This window comes from Paenibacillus amylolyticus, from assembly GCF_051136285.1.
Lineage (GTDB): Bacteria > Bacillota > Bacilli > Paenibacillales > Paenibacillaceae > Paenibacillus > Paenibacillus amylolyticus_F.
Genome location: NZ_CP194938.1, coordinates 786,559 through 805,871, shown reverse-complemented (window position 1 = coordinate 805,871; position 19,313 = coordinate 786,559). Strand labels below are relative to the sequence as shown.

At 44.4% G+C, this 19,313-nt stretch carries 14 protein-coding genes and 1 other annotated feature; of the genes, 11 read left to right on the top strand and 3 right to left on the bottom strand.

Features of this window, described 5'->3' with window-relative positions:
• The first annotated feature begins 138 nt into the window (after positions 1-138).
• The 3 genes from ACR8BL_RS03560 to asd all read left to right on the top strand — a co-directional run bounded on the left by ACR8BL_RS03560 (position 139) and on the right by asd (position 2,888).
• Positions 139-438, top strand: a complete 300-nt coding sequence (locus ACR8BL_RS03560) for a hypothetical protein (RefSeq protein ID WP_434751339.1) — start codon at positions 139-141, stop codon at positions 436-438.
• Between the two features lie 106 nt (positions 439-544).
• Positions 545-1,183, top strand: coding sequence for a GNAT family N-acetyltransferase (locus ACR8BL_RS03555; protein ID WP_434751338.1), 639 nt, complete (start codon positions 545-547; stop codon positions 1,181-1,183).
• A gap of 95 nt (positions 1,184-1,278) precedes the next feature.
• Positions 1,279-1,639 (top strand) — a binding site (T-box leader).
• A gap of 163 nt (positions 1,640-1,802) precedes the next feature.
• Positions 1,803-2,888: an aspartate-semialdehyde dehydrogenase gene (gene asd, locus ACR8BL_RS03550; protein ID WP_434751337.1), complete on the top strand. Its 1,086-nt coding sequence runs from the start codon at positions 1,803-1,805 to the stop codon at positions 2,886-2,888.
• A gap of 100 nt (positions 2,889-2,988) precedes the next feature.
• Here asd and ACR8BL_RS03545 read toward each other — a convergent pair whose 3' ends face one another.
• Positions 2,989-3,957, bottom strand: a complete 969-nt coding sequence (locus tag ACR8BL_RS03545) for a bile acid:sodium symporter family protein (RefSeq protein ID WP_434751336.1) — start codon at positions 3,955-3,957, stop codon at positions 2,989-2,991.
• A gap of 140 nt (positions 3,958-4,097) precedes the next feature.
• On the opposite strand from ACR8BL_RS03545, the gene ACR8BL_RS03540 reads away from it, so the two are divergent.
• From ACR8BL_RS03540 to ACR8BL_RS03525, 4 genes are all read left to right on the top strand, one after another.
• Complete coding sequence (locus ACR8BL_RS03540; RefSeq protein WP_434751335.1) at positions 4,098-4,568, top strand: DUF6376 family protein; 471 nt, start codon at positions 4,098-4,100, stop codon at positions 4,566-4,568.
• Positions 4,569-4,834: 266 nt separating this feature from the next.
• Positions 4,835-5,590, top strand: a complete 756-nt coding sequence (locus ACR8BL_RS03535; RefSeq protein ID WP_434751334.1) for an SDR family NAD(P)-dependent oxidoreductase — start codon at positions 4,835-4,837, stop codon at positions 5,588-5,590.
• Positions 5,591-6,079: 489 nt separating this feature from the next.
• Positions 6,080-6,877, top strand: a complete 798-nt coding sequence (locus tag ACR8BL_RS03530; RefSeq protein ID WP_434751333.1) for a sulfite exporter TauE/SafE family protein — start codon at positions 6,080-6,082, stop codon at positions 6,875-6,877.
• Between the two features lie 127 nt (positions 6,878-7,004).
• Positions 7,005-9,401, top strand: coding sequence for a polyprenyl synthetase family protein (locus ACR8BL_RS03525; protein ID WP_434751332.1), 2,397 nt, complete (start codon positions 7,005-7,007; stop codon positions 9,399-9,401).
• 167 nt (positions 9,402-9,568) lie between these two features.
• Here ACR8BL_RS03525 and ACR8BL_RS03520 read toward each other — a convergent pair whose 3' ends face one another.
• Entirely contained in the window at positions 9,569-11,338 is a 1,770-nt protein-coding gene (locus tag ACR8BL_RS03520; RefSeq protein ID WP_434751331.1) for an ABC transporter substrate-binding protein, read from the bottom strand.
• 159 nt (positions 11,339-11,497) lie between these two features.
• Between ACR8BL_RS03520 and ACR8BL_RS03515 the strand changes: the two genes are divergently transcribed.
• From ACR8BL_RS03515 to ACR8BL_RS03505, 3 genes are all read left to right on the top strand, one after another.
• Positions 11,498-12,736 (top strand): MDR family MFS transporter, encoded by a 1,239-nt coding sequence (locus tag ACR8BL_RS03515; RefSeq protein ID WP_434751330.1) that lies wholly within the window; start codon positions 11,498-11,500, stop codon positions 12,734-12,736.
• 602 nt (positions 12,737-13,338) lie between these two features.
• Entirely contained in the window at positions 13,339-15,084 is a 1,746-nt protein-coding gene (locus ACR8BL_RS03510; protein WP_434751329.1) for an ABC transporter ATP-binding protein, read from the top strand.
• Complete coding sequence (locus ACR8BL_RS03505) at positions 15,081-16,850, top strand: ABC transporter ATP-binding protein (RefSeq protein WP_434751328.1); 1,770 nt, start codon at positions 15,081-15,083, stop codon at positions 16,848-16,850. Before ACR8BL_RS03510 ends, ACR8BL_RS03505 begins: the two co-directional genes overlap by 4 nt.
• 167 nt (positions 16,851-17,017) lie before the next feature.
• Here ACR8BL_RS03505 and cyoE read toward each other — a convergent pair whose 3' ends face one another.
• Entirely contained in the window at positions 17,018-17,935 is a 918-nt protein-coding gene (cyoE, locus tag ACR8BL_RS03500; RefSeq protein ID WP_434751327.1) for a heme o synthase, read from the bottom strand.
• 433 nt (positions 17,936-18,368) lie between these two features.
• Here cyoE and ACR8BL_RS03495 point away from each other — a divergent pair, with 433 nt between their 5' ends.
• The gene (locus ACR8BL_RS03495) at positions 18,369-19,283 is read left to right on the top strand and encodes an NAD(P)/FAD-dependent oxidoreductase (protein WP_434751326.1); all 915 of its coding nucleotides are present in this window, start codon (positions 18,369-18,371) and stop codon (positions 19,281-19,283) included.
• The last annotated feature ends 30 nt before the right edge of the window (positions 19,284-19,313 follow it).

Sequence of the window (19,313 nt, the reverse complement as noted above, 5' to 3'; positions counted from 1 at the left end):
CGCGGATGGAAGTGCTGATTCGCTTGCGGCATCAGCAGCTGAAACGCAGTGTTTTCCAAGAAAAATGCATAAAATCTTCCCGCTTCGCCCACCTTAAAGGTGCGTTGATCATCTCAAGACGATCAGGAGGCACGAGTGATGGATGAGAAGTTTTTGCAAGAAGACAGACATGAATATACCGATGTGTCCACCGTAGAATCACAGCGGAATGACATTACGCTTGAGGAGTTTCCAGAGGGCCCTTACGGTTCATCCTTGCTGTCTGAATCGCTTGGGAAGAGCTCCCCATGGCGGGTGGATCAGAGGACTGCACACCGTTTTGATTACGAGAATCATGAGCTTCATGAGGGAGAGGTTCGGGATTATCCGGGTCAGGATGTTTTTGATGAAACGGTACCGGATGATGTGCATGAACCTCAATATCCAGGCAAGATGTAAGGATGTTCTGTTAGCTTAGATTAAGCTTCACTCACTTTAACCAAGCCTCCGACAGGATCATCCTGTATGGGGGCTATTTTGGTTTTATCTTTTTGGTTATAATTGGATGAGTTATTTTGAAACGTATGTTGAAGAGTATGCGAACCGGATGGGGGATTGGAACATGAGAGAAATCAACTACAGCAGTTATTATTGGCAGGATGAGAAGATTCGTTTGCGTGCTTTGCGTGAGGAAGATTGGGAGACGCATTTTTACAACCGTTTTGACACGCCAGCACGCAGGCTTCTGGAATGTGCAGTAGAACTGCCACCAACACATGAAGAATCCAAAAGATTTGCTGATTCCTTCTCAGGATTTACAATGGCTCATGGTCGTTTGATGTTTACAATTGAGGACATGCACGGTAGCAATGTTGGCGCAGTGAACCTAAACAGTATTGACGAGAGAAATGGCACGTTCAGTATTGGCATCCAGATTGACAGGGATCATCGGGGCCAAGGATATGGAACAAGAACCATTCGTATTTTGTTAAAATACGCCTTCTTTGAACGCAGGCTGAATAAGTTTAATGACGCTGTTCTCGAAGGGAATGAAGCTTCTGCTGCGCTGATGAGAAAACTTGGATGTGTACAGGAAGGGGTGCGTCGTCAAGTTGTGTATACGGATGGCAAGTATCATGACCTGCTTTTATTTGGTTTAACCAAAGAGGAGTTTGTGTTAAAAGAGGGACTTAAATCGGTTTAAGAGGTAAATAATGAAATAATGAGTGAACTGGAACATCAATTATAAAAAAAATGTGTTTACTTCCGTACTGGAATTTTGATATTATAATCGCAATATCAAATGCAACGACGAGACGAGTAGATAAAAATCATTCTTTCATCAGAGAGCTCCGGCAGCTGAAAAGGAGTAAAGAAACTTTTATCGAATAAAGACTCTGAGCAGCACATCGGAATCAGCTCAAGCTGAAGGATGGTGTGACAGGTGCTCCTGTTATAGAGCTAAAGTATAAACGGATGAGGACAGCATCTCAATTAGTTGAACTTTTATTTTACACAACAACGGAGAGTTTCGTGTAAATGATAATTATCTCAACTTATATTAGGTAGCTTGGTCATCTTTCACATACTTGAAGAGGTGAATATGGCGACATATTTTCGAATCTGGGTGGTACCACGAGTGTTCAATCTCGTCCCTGAGACAATGTCTTGGGGATGGGATTTTTTGGTTTTTTCGGAGCCGTGATTACACGCTTTGAATTGGCCTGAATAGTGTGAATGATAGGGGAAATGAAAGCTTCCAATCCCATGTACAATGAGAATAACAAATGATCTCATTCAAATCGAAAGGAAATGATGATTCCATGTCAGCAAAATTAAAAGTCGGTATTGTCGGAGGAACAGGAATGGTAGGTCAGCGTTTTGTAGACCTGCTGGATCAACATCCGTGGTTTGAAGTAACAGCGATTTCTGCAAGTGCCAACTCGGCAGGCAAAACATATGAAGAGTCCGTTCAGGGAAGATGGAAGCTTGCGGTTCCGATTCCTGAGCCGGTGAAAAACATTGTGGTACAAGATGCATCCCAAGTGGAAGCTTTTGCGAGCCAGGTAGATTTTATTTTCTGCGCGGTAGATATGAAAAAAAATGAAATTCAGGCACTGGAAGAGGCTTATGCCAAAACGGGTACTCCTGTGGTGTCCAACAACTCCGCTCATCGTTGGACCGCTGATGTGCCGATGGTTGTGCCTGAGATTAACCCGGGTCATTTGGCTGTTATTGAAGCACAGAGAAAACGTTTGGGTACAACAACAGGTTTCATTGCTGTAAAACCAAACTGCTCCATCCAGAGTTATGTGCCAGCGTTACATGCGTTGCGTGAATTTAATCCAACACAGGTTGTTGCTTCAACATATCAGGCAATCTCTGGTGCAGGAAAAAACTTCACGGACTGGCCTGACATGTTAGATAACGTTATTCCTTACATTGGTGGCGAAGAAGAAAAAAGTGAGCAGGAGCCACTTCGCATCTGGGGTAGTGTTGAGAACAACCAGATCGTCAAAGCATCCGCACCACTCATTACGACACAATGTATTCGCGTGCCGGTAACTGACGGACATCTGGCTACTGTGTTCGTGAACTTTGAGAAAAAACCGAGCAAAGATGAAATTTTGGAGCGTTGGTTGCAGTTCAAAGGCCGTCCACAAGAGTTGGCTCTGCCAAGCGCACCGAAACAGTTCATTACGTATTTTGAAGAAGAGAACAGACCACAGACCAAGCTGGATCGTGATATCGAGCGGGGGATGGGCGTATCTACAGGTCGTTTGCGTGAAGACTCCCTGTATGATTACAAATTCGTGGGATTATCCCATAACACGCTTCGCGGAGCAGCAGGCGGTGCTGTACTGATTGCAGAACTGCTCAAAGCGGAAGGATACATTCAACCGAAATAAGTGATTTTCTTATATAATGTGAAAAGGCTCTTGAATCTGTCATCTCCAAGTGACAGTTCAGGAGCTTTTTTCATTCTATTTTGTGCAAGTGAAATCGAAGTCAAGCCGCTGAAGTTTTGTCCGAGTTGCGCAATAGCTCGGAACGCCTGCCGAGCAAGTACCCTGAAAGGGAAGCGAGCATCTGCTGGAATACCATGCCTAACACGACAGGAACGGCAACAGGCGGCGGGAAATAAGTAACTGCAAGAACGGCGCCAGCGCTAATATTACGCATCCCGCCGTTAAAGACAAGAGCCACTTGATCTGCTTCATTCCAGCCCAGCCACTTCGCTATAAAATAACTAAGCGCATAGCCGAAGGAAGCGAGGAAAACAATGATCACTGCAAGCCCGGCCAAGCGCCAGTTGAAGTTAGCCAGATATGGTGCAACCACGGAGCCATTAATAGCAACGACCGAAGCCATAAACAACTTGGATAATGGATTAAGCCGAGGGCCCCATACAGGTACGATGCGTCCTTTAGTCCATTCATTGAGGAGCATGCCCAGCAGAGACGGAAACACAATCATCCAGAAGAGGCTGCTCATCATGGCTGCCGTATCGAGGGTAACACTTGTGCTAACAAGCAGAGATAACACACCAGGCACAACAAACGGAGCTAGCAAGGTATCGATGAGTATAATGGAAAGCGTAAGCGCAATATTTCCCCGGTAGATACTCACCCATATAAAGCTGCTAATCCCTGTCGGAATAACAGCAGCGAGAACAAGTCCTGTGATGGTATAAGCATCTGTTGGAAACACCAGATGACCCATGCCCAGCGCGATAAGTGGCATAGCCAAATGCAAGATTAGCAGACAAACAAACAGGGGAAAGGGCTTTTTCAGCACATTCACAAAATCTCGTACGCTTAGACTAATGCTACCTGCAAACGTCATGAAGGCAAAAAGCCAAGGTGACAAGTACGTGTAAGAAGATAAAAAACTGCCGCACAATACACCAATGATAATACTGCTGGGGGTAATCAGTGGCATGATGCGGTTCAAGCGTTGATTCAAGACCTGAAGCATAATGATGACATCCCTTTATTGTATGATTCTCCTATTATACATCGTAATGCAAAGGCACGCAGACTCATTTGAATATAGCATTGCGAACAAGTATCATTAGAAGTGGAACCATCATTTGAGATGAAGAAAGGGAGATGATCATGCCCAGGCAAAAAAGAACACGCAAGATTATGATGACTGCTATTATCGTATCCAGTATGCTTCTGATGTCCGCTTGTTCTATCGTGGAGCAAGCGAATCAAAGTTTGAATTATGTAAGCGGTGCGACAGATTATATAGAACAGGTATCAAGTGCTGGAACGGAGCTGCAACAACTTGCAGCGGATGCCGTTAACAATCCGGGGGTAACGGGTCAGATTCAAGAGAAGATCGATCTGATTCAAGCGGAAGCGGCAGAATTTTCCCAGTTGAGTGCGCCCGCAATTGGAGAGAATATTCATGAAAATCTCGTTAGTTATAATAATCAACTGACAGAGGTTGTTAATCAATTCGAGACAACGATCGCCGAGCAGGGGGTTACTGCAGAGAATTGGGAAAAAACAGGAATTCCGGAATTGATTAATAACATCAACAGTCTGAAAGATCCGCTTAGCGGTTTGCAAAATGAATAATTTGTTTAATGAATAGATAAGTGAAATTTTTCCTTCTCGTTGAGGGGTATGAAAACAGGATGGAACCAAAAGACGGGTAATCTCGAAGACTACTCGTTTTTTTTTGCATATTTAATTCGTAAAAAGAAAAACTACATACAGTCCAGATCAATTTTGATTATTTGACAAAAGAATTGTAGATTAGTATTATAGGTTAATATACATTTATATAGTAACTAACTTTTTTTAACTAACATCAAATATACTTAGCAAAGGGGATCTATGTTATGTCCGAACATACAGGAAAAGTCATTATTATCACAGGCGGAGCAAGCGGAATCGGAAAAGAAACAGCATTACAGTTAGCTGCGCAGGGAGCGACAATCGTTGTCGCGGACTTTAACGAAGATGGTGCCAAACAGGTTGCGACTGAAATTGAGGCAGCTGGTGGCAAGGCCGGAGCTTACAAAGTGGATGTATCCAAAGGTGAAGAGATTAAAGCATTAATGGATTGGACTGTCGAAAAATATGGAACATTGAACGGTATTTTCAACAATGCGGGTATTGGTCTTGTAAAACCGTTTCTGGAGATGGACCCGGAATCCTATCACAAAGTCATTGATGTAGATCAGCATAGCGTATACTACGGCATGTATTATGGCGCGAAGAAAATGGTTGAATTAAACGTGCAAGGTACGATTGTAAATACGGCTTCGATCTATGGAAGTGTGGCAGCGGTAGGTAGCTTTAACTATAACGCGGCGAAAGCGGCAGTGGTTATGATGTCCAAATCTGGTGCACTCGAACTGGCGGAGCATGGAATTCGTGTTCTCGGAGTTGCCCCTGGTTTCATTGAAACTCCAATTTTGGGAGAAAACAAAGCAGTGAAGGATGCACTGGCAACTCAGCACATGCGCGGGGAGTTGATTCAACCCGAGAAAGTAGCGAGTGTAGTGACTTTTCTGTTCAGTGATGCAGCAAGTGCGATGAACGGAACAACAGTCGCGGTTGATGATGGTTTCCTGAGTTTCAAAACAAAATAACGGGTTGAACCTGCTTCGAAATCACACGGCGCTTGAAACAAATAAAATGGCACAGGATGTTTTATCCTGTGCCATTTTATTTGTTCACTTTTGCAATAGATCGTATGAAATGTCGAATCTCCCCGAAGTATGGGAGTTCGTGATACAATAAAATCACTGACTCGTTTTATCCATTTGTGGTGTCGTAAACAATACGGACGCCCAGTGAGCCATAACTTTCTTCTTTATAATGACAATGAGTGCAGGTTTTGACGGAGCATAATGCATCGTGATGTGCTTGTAATTTTTCGTTACAGCGAGGACAGGTGTTCACAAAAAGTGTCTTCAACACGTTGAACATGCTTAATCACTCATTTCTGATTAATTTACTTGGTTTTAAAGTATTATAACCGAAACGAAGTGTCATGTATACGTTTTTTGAAATATAAATATAGTCCTTATTTCGGTCTTTAATCTTCAAACTATTCTCTGAAAGGAAGCGTATAACCGATGGATCTTCTGCTCTTTTTCATCATGTTTATACTGGGTCTAATCGGTTCATTTTTCTCCGGCCTGCTTGGCATTGGTGGAGCAATTATTAATTTTCCCTTGTTGCTGTATGTCCCGGCAATGGCAGGTCTCACACCGTTTAACGCGCATCAGGTGTCAGCCATCAGCATGTTTCAGGTTTTCTTTGCATCGCTTGCAGGTGTAGTTGCCTTTCGCAGAAAAGCAAAAGCAGGCAAAACAGGTGGTGCTGTCATCGATTCCGAACTGGTGCTGTATATGGGAAGCAGCATTTTAGTCGGCAGTTTGATGGGTGGTTTTATCTCGGGCATGCTGGACGAAGGTATGATTCATCTGATTTATGGGATTCTTGCCATCATTGCAATTGTCTTAATGCTCATCCCGAGCAAGGGACGATTGGATACAGACGAACCGTTAACGTTTAATAAAATCATTGCTTCAAGCACATCGCTTGCCGTTGGCATCGTGTCAGGTATCGTAGGGGCTGGTGGAGCTTTTGTACTCATTCCTGTTATGCTGACGGTTCTGAAGATTCCTGTTCGAACAACGATTGCTTCTTCCCTCGCGATTGTGTTCATCTCTGCGATTGGGGGTGTCATTGGCAAGCTATCTGCCGGAGATGTCCCGGTGGAGCCGATCATCTACACTGTGTTTGGCAGTTTGATTGGTGCGTCACTTGGCTCCAGAGTAAGTTCTATGATCAATGTGCGTTTGCTGCGGTATGCGTTGCTGCTTCTCATTGCCATTACAGCGGTTAAAGTCTGGTCTTCCATGTTCTAGATCGAATCAACGGTTCGTACTATCTTATACATGAGCGATTACGTAACCAAATGTCTCAATCGCCGTATATAGGATATAAACATGAACGGAACATGTTTAATTTTAACTGAAGTTGAGGTATCAACCGATGAATAACTTACTTATGGATCAGACCAAGGCCGAAGAAAATGCAGATGAAGCTTACCATGTGGCGGAGCAGAAAGCATCTCAATATTTTGCAAAGCTCTCTCAGCAGCTATTGAATCATACACATATACATGCACTTATAGAAGATTTCAGAATTTGGCAGAAAAAACATATACATCGATTCGACTGGCTATCCTGGTTTGCTGGCAAAAGAAAACCGGATTCCAAAGATATTCAGAAATATATCCATTGGCTGAATGTGACGGGCAAGATGGATGATTATCTCGACCGCAGTATCTCTTATATCTACATGCGTGATCTGGGGCAGGCACTGGATACTCCGCAAACAAAAGATAACATTCAGCGTGTAGCCAAAGATACCAAAAACTACTTTATGCGTTCTGGGAGCGAGCAACAACATCAGGCTGATTACATTAGCCCTGCAGCATTATACCGATGGGGTCAACGTGAGCAGATCGAAGAAGCCGTCATCTGGGTGATGGATAAATTGAAACATGTTGCAGCAAACCTCCCGCCAGAACTTGATGCGGCACAGGCGCAGCGAAAACTGATCAAAATTATTCTGGGCGTCGTGCTTCATGTCCATGACGAGCTGACAGAGGAGACCCCGCGCGAGGAACGGATTGCAAGACTGGATGCAGCCATTCGACTAGGTTATTCCTACGGATTAACCTACCCTTTTGTGGATGATCTTCTGGATTCTCAGGCGCTTACCGCAGAGGAGAAGGAACAATACTCTGCGATGATACAACAAGCCCTTCTTACAGGTATTGTGCCTGATCTTGGCGAGTGGAAGGGGCCGCAGCTTGAAGTAATTCGATATGTTCACTCCGAGCTTCGAGAGGCCTTTGAATATATTCGGAATTATCAGCGTGAGGAGATGCGGCGCACTTTTTTTGAACAATCGTATGTGTTCTTTCACTCCCAGGAGATGGATCGCAGCAAGAAATTATCCAATGCACATTATACTAATGAGGAACTGTACATTCCGATTATTATCAAATCGGCATCGTCCCGGTTAATCGTGCGTTCTGTTCTCAGCGCTCCGGAAGACGAAGGGTTTGATCTACGCACGTTTTATTACGGGATATATAATCAGCTCGCGGATGATTTTGCAGATATGTTCGATGATATGCAAGATGAGGCAGTGACACCATACACGTATTATTTAAAATATCGAGACCTTCGTCCGGATCTTATGAATCCCTATGAATTGTATTGGACGGTTATCTCCTATCTAATCCATGATGTCTATGATAATAACGCCAAGGCACGGGAGGTTATACTGGATCGTGCGATTAACGGACTGAAGCGTTGCAGAGAACGATTAGGACAGGTGAAGTATGATGAAGTCATGAACATCTTTGCCTCAGGGCAGCCTGAACTTAATCATGTGGTACAGCAAATGGTGCGAAAAGCGGATGATGTAGATTTTCTGGACAAATTGTTACGGGATCAGGTTGTACTGCAGCTCAGCAATGATAAACAGGAGAGGGAAGCATTCCAGCAGACGATTCGAACGGTGCGTGAACAGATCAATGTAGAGTTGCAAATCAACAAGCCCGTTGAAGAACTCGAAATGAAAGGCAAACTGATGGATGCAGCGAATTACAGCCTGCAAGGGGATGGCAAACGCTTGCGTCCAATTCTGACTTGGGTGATGGGCGTACAGGAGTATGGACTCGCGGAGTCGGCGATTATGCCGTTGTTAAGATCCATGGAATATATGCATACGGCTTCGCTCATCTTTGATGATCTGCCCACTCAGGATAATGCGGAGACTAGGCGTGGGCGTTCTACGCTTCATCAGCTGCACAACAGCGCTACAGCAGAGCTAACCGGCCTGTTTCTGATTCAACGGGCTATCCGCGAACAGTCCTCACTGCATCGGTTTGATGCGCAAACGGTATTGAAGCTGATTAAATATTCGGCTGTGAAAGCAGAAGATATGTGTATGGGTCAGGCGATGGATCTGGGTTCAAAAGGAAAAGCGCTGTCCCTGGAGGAACTGAATACGATCTGTTTTTACAAAACAGGCATTGCCTTTGAGGCAGCGCTGGTTATGCCAGCTATTTTGGCAGCAGTGAAAGAAGAGGAGATCGACGCATTAAAAACGTTTGCGTATCATGCTGGCATAGCCTTTCAGATTCGGGACGACCTGCTGGACTATGGAGGAGATCACCGGGTGCTTGGTAAACCTGCCGGTCAGGATGAGCGTAATAACAACTCTACCTTTGTATCCGTACTAGGGGAGCTTGGCGCTCAGAAAGCGATGTGGGAGCATTACTGTCTCGCCACCGATGCATTACGTCTAATGCCCAAACCGATACCTTTTCTGAAACATTTGCTGGATTATCTGGTCGGTCGTGAACGTTAACAGTAGTGCTGAGATGAGGATGGTGTTGTATATCCATTCATTTGCGCCATATAAAAACAACGAATCGACCGAATTTAGGTTTATAAGAAAAACCCTCGCCCGTATTGAATCGGAGCTGAGGGTTCTTTCTTTTGCGTTCCTTTTTCCGGTGCAATGGGCAAGAATGGTCACGGATTTTTGATCCATAACTTTGAAATATCCAAAAAGCCAAACTCGGAAGTCTGCATGCCATAGATACTCTGGTGCAGTTCAGCTTTTTTGTTCATATGACAGCCGTACAACATCCAGCCGTTTTCTCGTAGCAAGCCTTCAGCCTGTTCCAGAAGCTCAGTTCGCGCTGAATGTGGAAGCCGCGGGAATTCGTCCAATACGTCGTCGAATATGGATTGTATCTCAGGTGTTATATACTCATGTAAGGTGTTGCTTTGGTTTTTGAAAAAATGAATCATGCCATACTGCCAATCGTCCTCCAGTATTTCTTCTCTCAAAATCAAAGGTGCGTCTGAGGTCTTCACAACATCGAGATAATCATCAAAAGGCTCCAGTTCAATCTTTAGCCCAATTTGACATGCGCGTTGTTGCAGCCACTCGGCGACGTCCGAATCTTTATTTTTTTTATAAGATAACAAGTAGGGCTCGCCTTGATAACCAGATTGTTCAAGCAATGTTTGGGCATCATCTAGTGATGCAGACCTCCAGTGTCGGGCAGCGCTTTTCCATGGCAGAAAACTGCTCGCGGGTGTAATTCGATTTTTACCCAGTTCATTCACCAGTGTGACCGGATCATAAATGATGCGCATTGCCTGGCGGAAGGACAACCGATGATGACAGCCCGGAGTATGAAAATTGAAAAGCATATACTGACAGCCCAGTGCAGGATAGTCAATATAATGTGGTGTCTCATGGCTGCTCTCAGGCAGGCTAAGCCGATCAGTGCCAGGCAAATCATAGTACCCATCATGCGAAGCTGGCTCGGGAAGGAACCAGATATGAACCTGATCCAGATGAGGACGGATGCCATAATAAGCATCAAATGCCGTAAGTTTAATCACTTCTTCACTCATCTCGGTGATCTGAAATGGGCCTGTGCCAATCAATGTCTGATTTGAATCATGATCTGCAGGCAGTATTGTCATGCGGATGCAACTGAACAGATGCAGAAAAAAACGGTTGGCACGGTACAGTACAAATCTGATACAGTGATCACTGATCACATCCGTCTGCTTAATGTCGCGGTACAGCCACAGAGATGAACAGTTCGTCTCGAATAAGCGCTGCAAGGAAGCTTGAACATCTTGCGAGGTCATCACGCGCCCGTCATGGAAACGAACCCCTTTTCGCAAATAAAATACCCATTCCCGATGATCGCTGTTGCACTCCCATGTATGCGCAAGTGCAGGCAGAAAGGTATCGGTATCAGCATCGTATGTAATCAGCGTGCTGCATACCTGTCCCAGCAAATAGGTTTCAAAGGCCGTGTATACAGAAGCGGGATCCAGATCGCCAAGTTGACGTGATCTCAATATTCGAAGCGTATCCTGTCCGGAGGCGGTTTCGGTATAACTGCGGAATCCCATCTGTTGATGAAGGGTGGCCATAAGCTTTTCCCGCATGAGATCATCGATTTTAACGCTTCCAATCAGTTCGATGGCTTCTTTCAACTTGCCTTTGGATAAAAGTGCGGTGAAGTTAAATTCCAATGCATCATTCAGACTCCGCAGCAGTGTAAGCTCTGAATGGTGGCCTCGTCCACGTCCCGGCTTCCACTGGATAAAATGTTGTTCTTCCAGTTTCCGTAGAATAAATTTGACGTTCCGTGGAGTACAGCAAAGGACGGAAGAAAGATTTTCGATTGTTATGCGTACTGGTTCACCGGGTTTCAATGAGAGCGGCTCTGATGCAGCCAGTCGTAGAAAGTGGGTGTATATCATGTCCATGCAAGATGCTCCTCCATAAAGGTGAAAAGTGCTGCCGAACTATTACACTTTTATTTCCCCCTTTTATCTATACAATTATACATATCAGGATGACAGAATTCATCCATTTTCGAAGCAACATGATAGATAGAGAGAAGCAGCAAGATAGGAGAATGAAAGATGAAGCAAGTTTTAAAGCAAATACATCCGCTGGCCTGGACGATTATTATCGGAACGATGTTCGGACGCCTCGTGACGTCGATGAGCATTCCGTTCCTGTCTATCTATCTGACACGAGTGCTTGAAGCTACTCCGACTCAAACCGGAATCACGGTTGCAGTAAGCTCGCTGGCAGGAGTCATGGTCAGCTTTTACGGGGGATATATCTCAGATCGGATCGGACGCAAGATCGTCATGCTGGTGTCGGTGTTTAGTTGGGCCGCTGTGTTTTTTATTTTTTCAGCAGCAGAGCATTTGTGGGTGTTCTTTGTTGCCAATACGTTAAACGGTTTATGCCGGGCTGTGTTTGAGCCAACGTCAAGAGCGTTGTTATCCGATATTACTTCACCACAGAACAAACTACTGGTGTTTAATCTGCGATATGCTGCGATTAACCTGGGGGTTGTGTTTGGACCGATTATTGGATTCCAGTTGGGATCATCGGAATCGACATTTCCTTTTATCATCTCGGGACTTGTTTATATCGCTTACGGTCTGATCCTGGTTCTGCAATTCAAGGTGCATCATGCCAATCTGCCGGAACGTCTGGATGTTGCTGCACCTCGCCTTCGTGAAGCACTTATGACAACCGGGCGTGACCGGGTATTTCTGCCGGTGCTGATCGGTACAACATTTTGTGTGCTGGGTTACGGCCACTTTAGTTCCACATTAGCGCAGTATTTGGCGAGAAGTCCTATTTTTGAAAATGGGAGTCAGATGTTCTCGTACATGCTCTCACTCAATGCGGTCACTGTGCTGGTTATTCAATATCCGCTCGTCCGTACCTTCCGTAAAGCGCCGCCGCTTGTGCCGCTTATTTTGGGTAATCTTCTCGTTGCTGCAAGTCTGTTGTTATTTGGTTTAGCTGACGGAATTGTGCTGATGATGTGCAGTGTTATTCTGTTCACAGTAGGGGAAGTACTGCTCTTTACGATGATGGATATGCTGATTGATCGAATTTCCAAGCCGGAATGGAAAGGAACATACTTTGGTACAATCGGTTTCAACAATATAGGTAGTGTAGCTGCTCCGGTCATTGGAGGGCTGCTCCTAAGCCAGTTTGGTGCAGGGAACGGACCTGCAGTGTTTATCCCTATTGCATTGACGACGGCACTTGGAGTTCCATTTCTACTCATCGCACACAAGCGACTTGTTCGTAGAGAAAAGGAGCAACCTGAACCTGTACAAGTGGGGTTGTAAGGGATGAATTTAATAACAATTCAGTTAATAATTATGTTGACGTATAAACAATGAGCGAATACAATAAACAACAAATATGTGAAACGGGTGGGATATACGATGATTGATCAGCCAGCGCAGAACCTTCAACCAATAATTGAATATGCATGAGCATAGTGACATCATATTCTGGTAGAATATTGACCATGTTTGGACAGTCCAGCTTACTGCAATCCTGTCTGGACGCTCATTCATACTGCGATGTTAGAGAAGAAGCTGAAATGAAACATTTTCTGGCTGGCTTTTCAATCCAATCAAGCTGTAGATGAACTTCATTCATCTATGGCTTTTTTTATTCCATCAGACTGTTTACATGGAAAGGAGTAGGAGCAAGGATAGTGTTAGTTTGAAGTAGTTATAATTCAGATCTATGAATATGGATCACACTAAGAAAGGAAGAATGAACTATGGTTAACCGTCCTGAACAACGTGTTTCTTATGGAGGCAATGCTGACTACACTAAGCTACTACATGATTCATCATAGCGTAAGAATTGCAGAAGAGATACGAAAGATTAAGTTCGAATAGATCACAATTAATTTAACATTAAAGAGGTGGGGCTCATGCCCAAAACAGAGAAACGCTCCATGTCATGGCTACTGCGATATTTAAAGCCGGTCAAAGGGAAATTGGCTGTGCTTATGGTCATGTTGTTAACGTCAACAGGGCTACAGCTTCTCAATCCACAGATTATTCAACGATTCATTGATACAGCTGCAAGTGGTGGTATTCTTGGTGATCTGATGCAACTTGCGGGACTGTTCCTGCTCATCGCTGTGACCAATCAACTTATCACGATAGCTGTAAGTTATCTGGGGAATGACGTGGCCTGGCGGGCAACCAATCGGATGCGCGGAGATCTGCTGAAGCATTGCTTGCGGCTGGATATGCGTTTTCATAACGTGAAAACACCAGGAGAGATGATTGAACGTGTCGATGGCGATGTGACTAGCATTTCGAACTTCTTTGCGATGTTTATCGTGCAGGTTATCGGAAGTTTTGTCCTGCTTGCAGGCATACTGGGATTCATGTTTACGATTAATGTACCGATTGCACTGGTTATGACGGTATTCACGCTTTTATCTATTCTGTTCATGGTGGTTATTCGTAACCTGGGGGTCGAATCTTCCAAAAATGAGCGGGCTGCCAGCGCTTCGCTGTTCAGCTTGATCGAGGAACGAATTGCTGGAATTGAGGATGTGCAGGCGAATGGACACGTACCTTATGTAATGAATCGCTTTTATCGTACGATGCGCACTGTTTTTCTCAAAGGTCGAAAAGCATGGATGTTACGGGTGATTCCGTGGAACACCACGGTTGTCCTGTTTATTATATCCGTGACGGTTGTTTTGCTGCTGGGCGTGCACTATTACATCGAGGGTGAGATCAGCATCGGAACCTTGTTCCTGATCTATCAATATAGCCAGATGTTAAATGAACCTATTGAGTTGTTAGGTGATCAGGTACAGGAGTTCCAAAAGGCAAAATCAGGTATGCTTCGTTCGCGCGAGTTATTGTCATTGCGAAGCGAGATTCAAAACGGAAGTGAAGAAAAGTTGCCTGATGGTCCGCTTGGCCTGGAATTTAATCAGGTGCACTTTAGCTACAACGAAGATAAACCTGTGCTTCAGGACATTACATTTGTAGTGAAACCGGGAGAACGTCTGGGGATCATCGGTCGGACGGGAAGCGGGAAGTCAAGTCTTAGCCGTGTGCTCCTGCGTTTGTACAATTTGGATCAGGGGACGATTCGCATTGGTGGAACCGATATTACGAAGTTGTCCATGCAGGCTCTTTATCGCAGAGTAGGTATGGTTACACAGGATGTGCAGTTATTTGATGGCACACTGCGTGACAATCTGACTTTGTTCAATTCGGAAGTGTCGGATGTAATGATCAGGCAAACAACCGAGCGGCTGGGACTTAGTCAGTGGATCGATACTCAGCCTGAGGGACTGGATACACATTTGAGTGCAGGGGGTGCCTCGTTATCTGCGGGGGAAGCTCAACTATTTGCTTTAACCCGAGTATTTCTAACGGAGCCTAGTCTGGTGATATTGGATGAGCCTTCTTCGCGACTTGATGCAGCGACCGAGAGTCTGCTTCAATCGGCGATTGATGAGTTGATGAAGCGCTCTACAGGCATTATTATCGCACACAGACTCGCCACACTGGAGAAGGTAGATAAAATGTTGGTTTTGGGCGGGGGAAGATTGCTGGAATTCGGATCAAGAGAAGAGTTAGCCAATGATCCGGCCTCCCATTATGCAAGGCTTCTCGTTACGGGCCGAGAGGAGGAACTGGCATGAATGTCACGGGATTTATAGGGCGTCTATTTCGCTTCAAGCCTTACCTGTTTCTAATTAACGGCTTGTTATGGTGTATATTTCATTCGCTTCCGCTTGCAATGGGGCTTGGTATGCAGTGGTTCTTTGACCGGACAGCGACGGGAAGTACAGATTACATGTGGCTTGCTGTACCATTGATTGTGATTGGGCTGTTCCGGTTGACACGGGTGGGAACTTTTTTTGTAGCTTTCCATGCCTGGGTTACGTATATGTATCATATTCAAGCTATTTTGCGGACGAATATGCTGGCTGGTATTATGCGCTGGCCGGGACGAAATCTCCCTGCATCACCGGGTGAGGCTATGAGCCGTTTTCGGGATGACGTGGATGAAGTGGTTGAATATATTGAATCCTGGGTGGATTTCTGGGGACGATTGGTTTTTGCGGTAGTTTCAATTATCATCATGGCCAACATTAACTGGAAGATTACACTTGTCGCCGTTTTACCGCTCCTGGTCGTGACATTGCTGAATAATTTGTCGGGTAATCGCGCGAGAAAGTATGCACAGGTTAACCGGGAAGCAACAGGTCGCATTACGAGTTTTATTGCAGAGACGTTTGGGGCAGTGCAGGCACTAAAGCTTGGTCAGGCGGAAGAACATGTCTCCACACGATTCAATCAGCTCAATGAAGAACGACGTCAGGCTGCTCTGCGAGATAATCTGTTCAAACAATGGATGAAATCGCTTAATCAGCACGTACTGAGTATATGTACAGGGCTTATTCTGTTGATGTGTGCTGCTGAGATGAAGGCTGGTCACTTCACAGTGGGTGATTTTGCCTTGTTCACCAGTTATCTCGTCAATATCGGGTTCAGCATTTCTTTGTTCGGATACATGGTGTTTCAGCATAAAAGACTCAAGGTGTCTTATGACCGTATGCGTACACTCTTTCGTCCAGGTGAAGAGGATCAGATTATGGATAAACGGGAAATCTATCTGAATGAAGATCCTCCAGAGCCAGTAAGTAAACGAAGAGACCCCAATGAGAAATTGCGTAAACTTGAAGTTAGCGGACTCAGCTATCAGTATGCGCAGTCTTCAAACGGTATAAAGGATGTTCATTTCAAATTAAGACAGGGTCAATTTCTTGTCATTACGGGTCGAATCGGTTCGGGTAAATCCACTTTGGTTCGTACACTGCTGGGGCTGTTGCCCAAGCAGCAGGGTGAGATTCTCTGGAATGGAGAGAAGGTAGATCCTGCAACATTTCTTATGCCGCCCAGAGCTGCATATACTCCTCAGGTTCCAAGGCTGTTCAGTGACACGCTGAGAGAAAATATCGTTCAGGGGAAGCGGGAGAATGCAGACGAAGCGTTGGAAAAAGCCATTCGACTGGCTGTATTGGATAAGGACATCAAGCATTTAGATCAAGGACTGGAAACACCTGTAGGACCAAGAGGTGTCATGTTATCTGGTGGCCAGATCCAGCGATCGGCAACAGCACGAATGTTAATGACCGAGGCAGATTTGTTTATCTTTGATGATCTGTCCAGTGCGCTGGATGTGGAGACGGAGCAGCAGGTGTGGGATGGACTGTTTCAGGAGAAAGAAGTTACCTGTATTGCGGTATCTCACCGAAAGGCAGCCCTCACCAAAGCTGATCACATTATCGTCATGAAGGATGGACGCATTGAAGCCGAAGGAACACTCGCGGATCTGCTTGAAACCAATGAAGAGATGCAGCTGTTATGGCAGGGAGAGCAGGTGCCCGTGATGGTGGGATGATACAGGTTATGATCGGAATAGAAGCATTCGCTTAATAAGGATATTTAAACTAAAAAAAACTAAAAGACAGACAAAAAACCGTACAGAACATGCCTGAATGCAGGCGTTGCATCTGTACGGTTTCTTATTTCTTTTAGAATCATTCAATGGTGTATCCATATCGTTACTTAAGCAATCAAGGAATACGCGATGATAACTAAGAAGATGATTGTAATATGATTAATGGAGAAAATAAACATGCGCTGTGACCATTTTTTTGTTTCTTTTTTGTCAAAAGTAGCCACACTAAGAATGAGCCAGGCCAAGCTTACAAGAAAGGCTACTATGGCGACAAATGGACTCATTGGCCAGAACAGGAAGCTGGAAAGCAACAGTAATACCAGATAAACATTCGTTTGTACATAAGTGCGCCCAATGCCTTTGACAACAGGTAACATCGGAACACCAGCCGCCTTGTATTCATCGAAGCGACGAATGGCTATCCCATAGAAGTGAGGCATTTGCCATAACAGCATTGTTACGACCAGTGCCCAAATTTCGAAATGTCCCAGTTCTGGAGAGATGGCTGCCCAGCCGATCAGCGGTGGAACAGCACCAGACAGGCTTCCTACCTCCGTATTATAGATCGTTGTACGTTTGGTCCACATCGTATATGGAATGACGTAAAGGAACAAACCAAGAAGGCCAAAAAAAGCGGCCGATGGAGATGCGATGTACAGCATGATCGCACCAATCAACGTAATCGTAAACCCAAGAATCAGACCTGCCTTGGTATCGACCCGTCCTGTAACGGTAGGACGTTTCTTCGTACGCTCCATAATCGCATCAATGTCCCGGTCATACAGATTGTTGAACACCCCAGCTGCTCCGATGATTAATGAAGAACCGAGAAATGAAAGTAAAATCGGAACAATATTAGCTGCAATAGATGCATCAAACACATATAAAGCTAGACTTAAACCTGCAAACATGGCGATCAAGTTGGACTTGATGATTCCAATTTTGATCGTATCTAAAAATACTTTAGGAATCGAGCTGTACTCCAGGCTGATATTGGCTTGTGATTCATTATTTAATGTTTTCAAATACTCACTTCCTATTGTTTATACTTAATATAATATGTGTCCATTATATCATCCAATTCATGTTGTGATTTATGTAACACTCTAGTATTTATAATAATGTCATTTGATTGTGAACAATTTAAAAACAAGAACTTTTTTAATTGTTAAAACAACAGTTCTGTGCTACGCGCGTATTTTCATTAGATTGTCATGTTTCCATTGTAGAAATGAAATAAATATATTGCAAATAAGATATAATGTCTATATTATAGATATAAGATGTCTCTAATAGATGTATTTGTATGGCATAAACGATGTAGCCTCATGACTCTGTAAAGGCCTGCTATTAAATATCTCACAGGTGTACACCTTGCAATTAGCTAGTGAGGGAGTACGAAGAGAGCAATTTTTCGTTCTAATTAGAGATATTAAATATCTGGAAAGGGTGATTTCGATGGATAAAGCTCATAATAAATACGATGTTGTAATTGTGGGAGGAGGACCCGCTGGGCTGAATGCTGCGTTGGTACTTGGTAGAGCTAGAAAAAACGTACTTGTCATTGATGATCAAAAACCTCGTAATTGGGTGACTCGGGAGACACATGGTTTTTTAACCAGAGATGGGGTAAGCCCTCGTGAATTCCGCAGAATCGCAAAAGAAGAGATCGCTGCATATCCTTCGGTGCAATTTACATCAGATACGGTTACAGAGCTTACTGGACATGATGGTGAGTTTGTTGTTAAGACAGTCGAGGGAGGGACATATCGTGCGAAAAAGATTTTATTTGCTGTAGGTAAAAAAGATTTGCCTTTGAATATTACGGGTTTATCTGAAGTCTACGGGAAAAGTGCTTTTGTCTGTCCTTATTGTGATGGATGGGAACTAAGGGATCAGCAGCTTGTCATCATTACAAGCGTGGACAAAGCGTTACATATGGCTAAATTAATATCTGGATGGACAAGCCGTTACACCCTTTGCACAAACGGTGATGATTCTATGTCAGAAGAGCATTTGGAGGATCTCTCACGCCATGGTGCTAAAGTATACGAAACACCTATTCAATCGATCATATCCCAAGAGGGCATGATTAGTGGAATTGAACTGAGCGATGGAACGGTGATTTCTTGTACAGGAGTTTTCTTTCAGCCCAAACTTCACACAGGTTCGGAACTGCCAGAGACGATGGGATGTGAGATGACAGAAACAGGTACGATCATCGTAGATGCACAAGGCAAAACGTCTGTTCCTGGCGTGTTTAGTGCCGGAGATGCAGCGTCTGAACTGTATCAGGCAATCACGGCAGCTTCATTCGGGGCGTTAACTGCGGTGAGCATTAACCATGAATTAAATGTTGAAACATGGAACTAGGTCGATAATACGTAGTTCATATAAAAGCGT